Raw genomic sequence first — 7,811 nt, 5'->3', positions numbered from 1 at the left:
GTCTCATTGGGTATCAGGAAGTGGATGGGAAAAAACCGATGCCCTCTCATGGCAAGAAAAAGGCGCGGTCTAAAAACGCGCCTTAGAGGCATCTGTTAAACGAAAACCTCTGTTCTGACAACTGAAAGGTTTTTCGTCAGAAAAACCGAAAAACGAAAGCCGAGGCATCAGAGACACCCCGGCTTCGTTTGGTTAAGGTTAGTTCAAACAAATTTTATCCCTGAAATAACCTCTTTGTTGCTACTACTCATTGGACGACTTCAATTCACCCCACGTAGAGGTAAGTTTGCCGGCGGCTCCGATATGCCCTTTGAGGCGGATGCCACGGGTGAGCGTCTGACGATTCCCATCAAGGGAGACGTCTTCAATTTGGTAGTAGTATACGATGTTAGGTTGAGCAGTTGTATCCGTGAAGGTATACGTCTGCTTCTCTGAAGTGGTACCAGCACCAGCAATCATGGTAGCGTTGATAACTTGGAACTGTCCGTCTCGTTGCTGTGAACGCTTGATGAAGAATCCAGCGTTGTTCAGCTCGGACTGCGTTGCCCAGGTAATCACAACTGCGCCGGTGGCTTTATCGCGTGCCGGACGGAAGTGTGAGAGTTCGACGGGCAGGGGACCACCGCTATCATAGCCGGGGGTTCCAGCGTCTTCATCACTGCCATACCAGGTTGCGGGTCCGGAGACCAATGGTGTATCGGAAGCGAGAACCCAGCCGTTGGCATCTGTGCCCATTGTTGCCATGCCATCAGCGAGCATCTCACGACGGATCAAGGAACTCCGACCCGAATCGTCCATGGGGATGTCCCATGCCGATGCGGCATCGAGGTTTCCAGCCATGTCACCATACTGCACAATGCCTGTGGTTTGCGGCGGTAGGAGTGTGATCAAGAAACCTATCGGGCTCAAGAGGGTATAACGTCCCTTTTGCTCGACTGCGGCAGAGACATCAACAACCCGATCGCTGTCAGCTAAGTTACTGGAGCTCCGAGCACTTCCAGCGACGAGCAGGAGGGATTTACCCATCGTGCCGCCAGCACCTTCACCACCCCCGACACCGAGTGTGCCACTGAGGTTGATGCTGATCGAAGTCGCAATCGCATCGGTATCTGCAGCATCGTTCTCAATCTCAACAGACCATCCAGCGAGGCTCTTCGCTGCGCCAGAGACGTTGGTGAGTTCAATCCACTGCGGGAGTCTACCGCTACCCGTGTCCACCATGATTTCGGTAATCTTGATATCCATCGCATCCGCAACGGGTGTTGGCGGTGTGACGACAGGTTCGGGGGCGGGTGCGGGGGGCGCCGGATAGTTAATTGGCATCGCCCCTGGCGAACCAACGCGTCCTTGGACATCTGACTTGAAGTTCTGGCTTGGTCTTTGAGAGGATGCCCAGCTGCTTGCCATCGTGCCATCAGCAGCCATACCCGCGGCATCAATAACACGCTGCATCGAAACAATGTCGATTGCAGCAGCGAATTGGACATCTGCTCCACCGATAGCCGCCATGGATCTACCGCTCTGTCCTGTGCCAGCGATGTTCCAGTTCCGAGTACTGACCCGGTCTGCGATCTTACTATCCGCAGCCATCATATCCGGCAATGCCTCATTGGCTTCATAGAACATCAACTTATAGTCTTTGGTCTTGATTTGAGCACCTGAAGTATTGCGAATCTCAATCCACTGATTGTGATCGGGATCGGCTAAGGATGCATCTGTGCCCCACATGATTTCACTGATGACCGCGCCTGTGCCATCTGTCGTAATCAAGTCAATCGTGCCGTCATTGACGAGGAAGTTCTCTAAATCCCGAAGACCGCCCACAACGACGTTATATTTTTGCGCACGTGCGCTTCGACCACTACCGGCGAGGTTGGCATCTTTCGCATCCCCCGGATGCATGATTCCAGTGCTACTCGACTTTTCTGCGTCGTTGGCACCCGATCCATCGTCCTTGGCGACAACCAAATAGCCATCCATCGGGATGATCGTGTCGTTCGCGATACCGACCGAGGTACCTGCTGCGGCTGTCGGCTTATCGACATTCGTTAGATCTACAGAAACCTCTAACTTCTCTGATCCATTCGCGAGATCATCTGGCACTTTTCGGACAGCTCCGGCAGATGTGCGACCTACTTCATACTTGTTGGTAGGGTTAAGAGCTTGGTCTTCAAAATCCTTAACCCAGACAATCACTTTATCTTTCTTGAAATCTGGTGTGATTGTCACCTTATATGTGTGATACACGTCTCCTCTACCGGAAGCGGTATCGGTATCATCAGCTGGTTCATCCATGGTTCCACCGTCAACAAGTGCTCCAACACTGCCATTTTGGATACCGATATTACCTGCTTTGAATTCTTTCGGGGTTTCACTGAGCGTAATCTTCACGTCAAAGGGACCTGAGACCTTTGCTGCTTTAAATCCAGATGCAGGGTCAAGCAGCTCCATCATAATGGGCCGGGTCATGATAGAAGCGGAGTTCTGATCTGGCGCTACATATTTAAACTTCAACATAGCACCCGTGCTATCTGTATCTCCTGTAGTTGCAGATTGAAGTTTCTTAGGCAGCAGGTAGATAGTTACTTCTGAGTCAGCATCAGTACTTGTTGCTGTTATTGTTATCACGAGCCGTTTGTTGCCTTCGCTGACTGTTGGCGCACTTGCTCCGATAGCTCCACCTATCACCGTAAAAAGCCCAGGGACATCAGCATCAGCAGGGACTACGAGCGGCTCCTCAGCGTCGAGTCTTATTGAACCCGCGGTACCCGCTAACACTTGGATACCATCAGCGGAACTGACATCCGCTGGATCACCATCAGCAGCATGATTGGCATCATGAACCCGTAGTTTTATCTTATTTGCCAATGCTGTCGGTGCTACGATTAAGAGCCCCGCTACCATCAAAGTTAAGAAGGAAAATGTCCATTTCATAGACATCATTCGTTTCATCTCCTTGTTCTTATGGAATAAAATTGTAAACATAAACCTAAAACCTTACGGAAGGGAAAAGATGAAAAGTTAACCTTTCTCATGTCTTGCCTCCGCTTATGTACAAAATAAGAACGGACTCAGGGATTATTAAATCCGTATCTTGATTTGAACTTAACCTTTTACACATAATGTTCTGTCGGGATTATGTGTTATCTTCTAAGGGTCTCAACAGAATTTCATAGCACAAATGTGTAAAAATCTCGCGTTTCAACCCTTTATGCTATCAATTATACATTATTTAACGCATTATGTCAAATTAAAATACAAAAAATGCATAATTAATCAAAAAACCGCAAAATTCAAACAATATTGTGTAAAAATATCACTTTTTAACCCATTACACGTTAATTTTACACTATATAACGTCTTTTGTCAAATTAAAATTACATATATTTGACAAAAAAACGCTAAATTATCATAAAATTGCGTAAAGTTGTAGATATTTACGAAAAAATGTGGAATTCGCGAAAAGCGTGTAAAATGGAGTTGGAATAATCACAGAGACATACAAATACTTATTCAATACAACAAAACGACGACTTTCGTAGGGGTTGGGTTTCCCAACCCTTTCCCATATCTTAAAGTAACCGAAGTCGCTACTCACGAGATTTTCTGTATTCAGCGGACGTTTTTCATTGAAATGGGTGATTATACGTAGGAGTTTTGTAGCGTAGGTTGTTGGTCTCCTGCGTGCTAAAGATGCACAACCTAACAGGTCATGCTACAACTCCACCTAATCTATGATGCTTCAATCCTCAACACCCCTTGTTTTTCCTGCCCTATATATTAAAGTATATAACCCGTTCGCGAAATTTATGACTGCTGCGGGTGCCGCAGTTCAGGCGCTCGCCAAAATATTGCCGCCTGTATGAAGATTAAGAATTCAATTAGGTTGGGTTGAATCCGAAAAAAAGGTTGACCTTCGACGGGAAATAACAGTATAATACTCCTATGCCATACTATGATGAGGTGTTTAAGCATATTTTGGAAGGCAAGGCGTTCTTGGATCCCGATGCCCTTGGGTTGCTGCCTTTCGCAGCGTTGATGAAACCACCTGTGGACATGACCCCTGAAGCCTGGGTTGAGAAATGTGTACAGACAACGCAGCAAGCATCGGTAGATACAGAGACCCGGGGAACATTGTTATTTGCGCTCTCGCTTTTCGGGAGTTTAGTCCACCCCCCGGAACTTTTTCAAAATCCTATATCGGAGGCCATCATGCAAGAATCTCCTTTTTACGAACGCGTCAGACAACAATGGATCGAACAAGGGGCAACACACGCCAAGCGTGAGGCTGTTCTCAAACTCCTATCGCACCGATTTGGCAGTGTTCCACAACCCATCGCTAACCACATTGCGCAACTACGCCACATCGCACAACTCGATGCGCTCTTTGAAGAAGTTATGGCGGCTGAGGCACTTGATGATATTCAATGGTGAATCTGAAATCTATGGAGAAGTGGAGGAATGCGGGTATGGCGAAGACGGTTTGTATTGTCGGCACAATGGACACGAAAGGTTTGGAATTCGCGTTTATCAAAGCGCAGATAGAATCAACTGGAACTTCAACGTGTGTTATCAATACCGGTATATTGGGAGACCCTCAATTAACGTCGGATGTTTCCGCGGATGAAGTCGCACAAGCGGGGGGGTCATCCCTTCAGGCATTGAGAGATGAAGGCGACCGAGGGAACAGTGTCGCTGTAATGGCACAAGGTGCCGCTACGCTTGTTGCTGAAAAACAGGCAGCAGGCGAAATCGATGGGATCATCTCACTCGGTGGTTCCGCAGGCACTACCATCGGCACAACAGCGATGCAGGCAGTCCCCGTGGGTGTCCCGAAAATTATGGTGTCGACCTTGGCATCGGGGGACACGAGTCCTTATGTCCAATCTAAAGACATAACTATGATGTATTCTGTTGTGGACATCGCAGGTATTAACCGATTGTCACGGCAGATTCTCGCCAACGCCGCGGGTGCGATCGTTGGGATGGTCAACGCGGAAATGCCGGAGGCAACAGCGGACAAGCCTCTCATCGCGGCGACGATGTTCGGTGTGACAACCCCATGTGTCACAAAAGCGATGGAAATTCTTGAAGCCGCTGGTTATGAAGTCCTCGTCTTCCACGCAACCGGGACCGGTGGACAAGCGATGGAGGATCTCGTCAAAGGGGGTTTCCTCGCTGGCGTGTTAGATGTCACAACAACCGAACTTGCTGACGAATTGGTCGGTGGGGTCCTCAGTGCCGGTCCCGATCGGTTGGAAGCCGCGGGAGAAGCTGGACTGCCGCAAGTTGTCGCGCCAGGTGCCTTGGACATGGTGAATTTCGGTCCTCCTGACACAGTGCCAGAGCAGTTCAGCGACCGACTGTTCTACCAGCACAATCCGACTGTGACACTGATGCGGACAACCGCTGAAGAGACTGCTGAACTCGGACGCATCATGGCACGTAAACTCAGCGAGGCACAGGGACCCACAACAGTTATTATTCCGGCGCAGGGCGTGTCAGCGATTGACAAAACAGGACAACCCTTTGATTCTCCCGAAGCGCGCACGGCATGGAGCGAGAATCTGAAGGCACACATCGGGGACAATGTAACGGTTATTGAGATGGACGCTCACATCAATGACGACGCATTCGCAACAAAACTCGTAGAAACGTTGTTAGCGAGTATCCAGTAATTGTAGCGTCTATACAGATGTCGTCCCACTCGGAAAACTTTATCGGTCAGGTTTCTGATGACGGCGCAGGCAGGTCTACGCGGAAGCACGTTATTTGCCAAATCCACCTGACTGAACCGCAAGGAATCATTAAAAAATGGCAAGAACCTATAGGACACTTACCCAAGAAGATATTAATCACTTCACTGAGAAGGGGCATGTTATCCTGAAAGACTGCTTTCCGCGCGAGTTGGCAGCAGAATGGCAAGATTTCGCTTTTAAGCGACTCGGTTATGATCCAAACGATCCGACGACTTGGGAAGAACCCCGAGTCCATCTGCCTTCTATGAACAGAGTACTGATTGAGGATGTGGCACCGAGGGCATGGGATGCCATCTGTGATCTGCTCGGTGGCGAAGACAGGATTGTCAATTTTTGGGGCGACGCAAAGCCAGGATGGGGCGACGGTTTTATTATTAATTTTGCGTTAGGTGCGGACACACCGTGGCAACCGCCTTCTCCAGAAGTCGGTGGGTGGCACAAAGATGGCGATTTCTTTCGTCATTTCTTAGACAGTCCGGAGCAGGGATTGCTCACAATCGTCGTTTGGTCGGATATCTACCCAGAAAGCGGCGGGACGTTTGTGGCGTGCGATTCGGTTCAACACGTCGCACAGCGGTTGTATGAACACCCAGAAGGGTTATTGCCTGGCGGATTTGGGCAACTCATTGACAAATGCCAAGACTTTGTAGAAATCACGGGGAACGCAGGCGATGTTGTGCTGTTGCATCCGTTCATCTTGCACGCCGCTTCGCAGAACCCTTCGGGACGCGCCCGTTTCATTACGAACCCGCCAGTTTCCCTCAAGGAACCGATGAATTTCAATCGTGAGAACCCAGACGATTTCTCACCCGTGGAGTTAGCCGTGCTGCACGGATTAGGGAAAGAGCGATTGGATTTCAAACCAACGGCACCGCGGGAACGTTTGGTCCCAGAACGCGTCAAACGTCAGCAGAAGATGCTCGAAGAGCAGAAAAAGCGGCTTGAGGTGGATTCCAATAAATGATGATAAGACAGTGAGTAGTTCTCAATGTGCAGGCCCCCCGTGTTGCGCATAAAATCTGACTTCTCGGATCACAATGTCCTCAAAAGGCACTTTAATTTTCTGTGTCAGAGGTTCTCGTTCAGCGTGTGCCAAATCCCGATTGGCATGGATAGTGAGTCGAAGCCAACGTACGGGTCTGTCGATATCAATGCGGATGACCGCCCCATTCTCGGATCTCGCGATTTTATGGCTTCTGACAGGCTCAAAGAGAGACTCTTGGAGAGATTTCTGTTTTCCGGGTTTAACTTCTACGGTCGCTGTGTGTACCAAAAGACGATAAATGTTTGAAACCGGATGCACCTCAATGTAGGCAACAGGAGTCAGCGTGCCAAGTTGAATCCACGCCTCCGCCTTATTTCTGCCTTCCAACCAGTCGTCATACCGTCTCGGATACACTACGCCCGCCTCAGTGTAATCCTTTTCAATCATACCCTTTACCTTGAGGATCCCAGTTGTGGCGAGGTTGCCATCGACAAGCCCTGGATACGCTTCACATGACAAATGCGATGCCTCAATCCGTTTTGGAAATGTCTGACTTAAGGGTACACAACTGACTAAAAAAAGGTACATCAGACATCCGATCAACACAAATGGGGTTGCTGTGAAAATGCGGTTCATTTTTCAATCTCCTTTTCTCGTGAGTTGCTTGATAATTCACCATAACTCTCAACTGTTGGTAACGAGAAATCTCTTTCTGCGGTTTACATCAAAAGGAGCCAGCAAATCACGAAAATATGGTAGATTTTAGAATTACTTGGACATTCTCAAACAGAAAAAGGAACCGCACCCTATTCAGCCCTGTAAGGGCGATATGTTTATAGAAAACGATAGCATCGTGTATTTGAGCCCTGTAAGGGCGATATGTTTATAGAAAACGATAGCATCGTGTATTTGAGCCCTGTAAGGGCGATATGTTTATAGAAAACGATTCTCTCAGGATTCCCAGCCCTGTAAGGGCGATATGTTTATAGAAAACGATAGCATCGTGTATTTGAGCCCTGTAAGGGCGATATGTTTATAGAAAACGATTCTCTCAGGATTCCCAGCCC

The 7,811-nt window shown here is 48.6% G+C and carries 5 protein-coding genes; 3 read left to right on the top strand and 2 right to left on the bottom strand.

What is annotated here, in order from left to right:
* Positions 1-243: 243 nt before the first annotated feature.
* Positions 244-2,943, bottom strand: coding sequence for a lamin tail domain-containing protein (locus F4X88_11815; GenBank protein MYA56978.1), 2,700 nt, complete (start codon positions 2,941-2,943; stop codon positions 244-246).
* A gap of 1,002 nt (positions 2,944-3,945) precedes the next feature.
* Here F4X88_11815 and F4X88_11810 point away from each other — a divergent pair.
* The 3 genes from F4X88_11810 to F4X88_11800 all read left to right on the top strand — a co-directional run bounded on the left by F4X88_11810 (position 3,946) and on the right by F4X88_11800 (position 6,723).
* Positions 3,946-4,434, top strand: coding sequence for a DUF4351 domain-containing protein (locus tag F4X88_11810; GenBank protein MYA56977.1), 489 nt, complete (start codon positions 3,946-3,948; stop codon positions 4,432-4,434).
* Positions 4,435-4,469: 35 nt separating this feature from the next.
* Positions 4,470-5,678, top strand: a complete 1,209-nt coding sequence (locus tag F4X88_11805) for a UPF0261 family protein (protein ID MYA56976.1) — start codon at positions 4,470-4,472, stop codon at positions 5,676-5,678.
* A gap of 136 nt (positions 5,679-5,814) precedes the next feature.
* A complete protein-coding gene (locus F4X88_11800) occupies positions 5,815-6,723 on the top strand; it encodes a phytanoyl-CoA dioxygenase family protein (GenBank protein MYA56975.1) in 909 nt (302 codons plus the stop codon).
* Positions 6,724-6,744: 21 nt separating this feature from the next.
* Here F4X88_11800 and F4X88_11795 read toward each other — a convergent pair whose 3' ends face one another.
* Entirely contained in the window at positions 6,745-7,380 is a 636-nt protein-coding gene (locus F4X88_11795) for a hypothetical protein (protein MYA56974.1), read from the bottom strand.
* Positions 7,381-7,811 lie beyond the last annotated feature (431 nt).

Source organism: Candidatus Poribacteria bacterium, from assembly GCA_009839745.1.
GTDB lineage: Bacteria > Poribacteria > WGA-4E > WGA-4E > WGA-3G > WGA-3G.
Note: the sequence above shows the minus strand (reverse complement) of the source record. Positions and strands in the feature narration are given on the sequence as shown.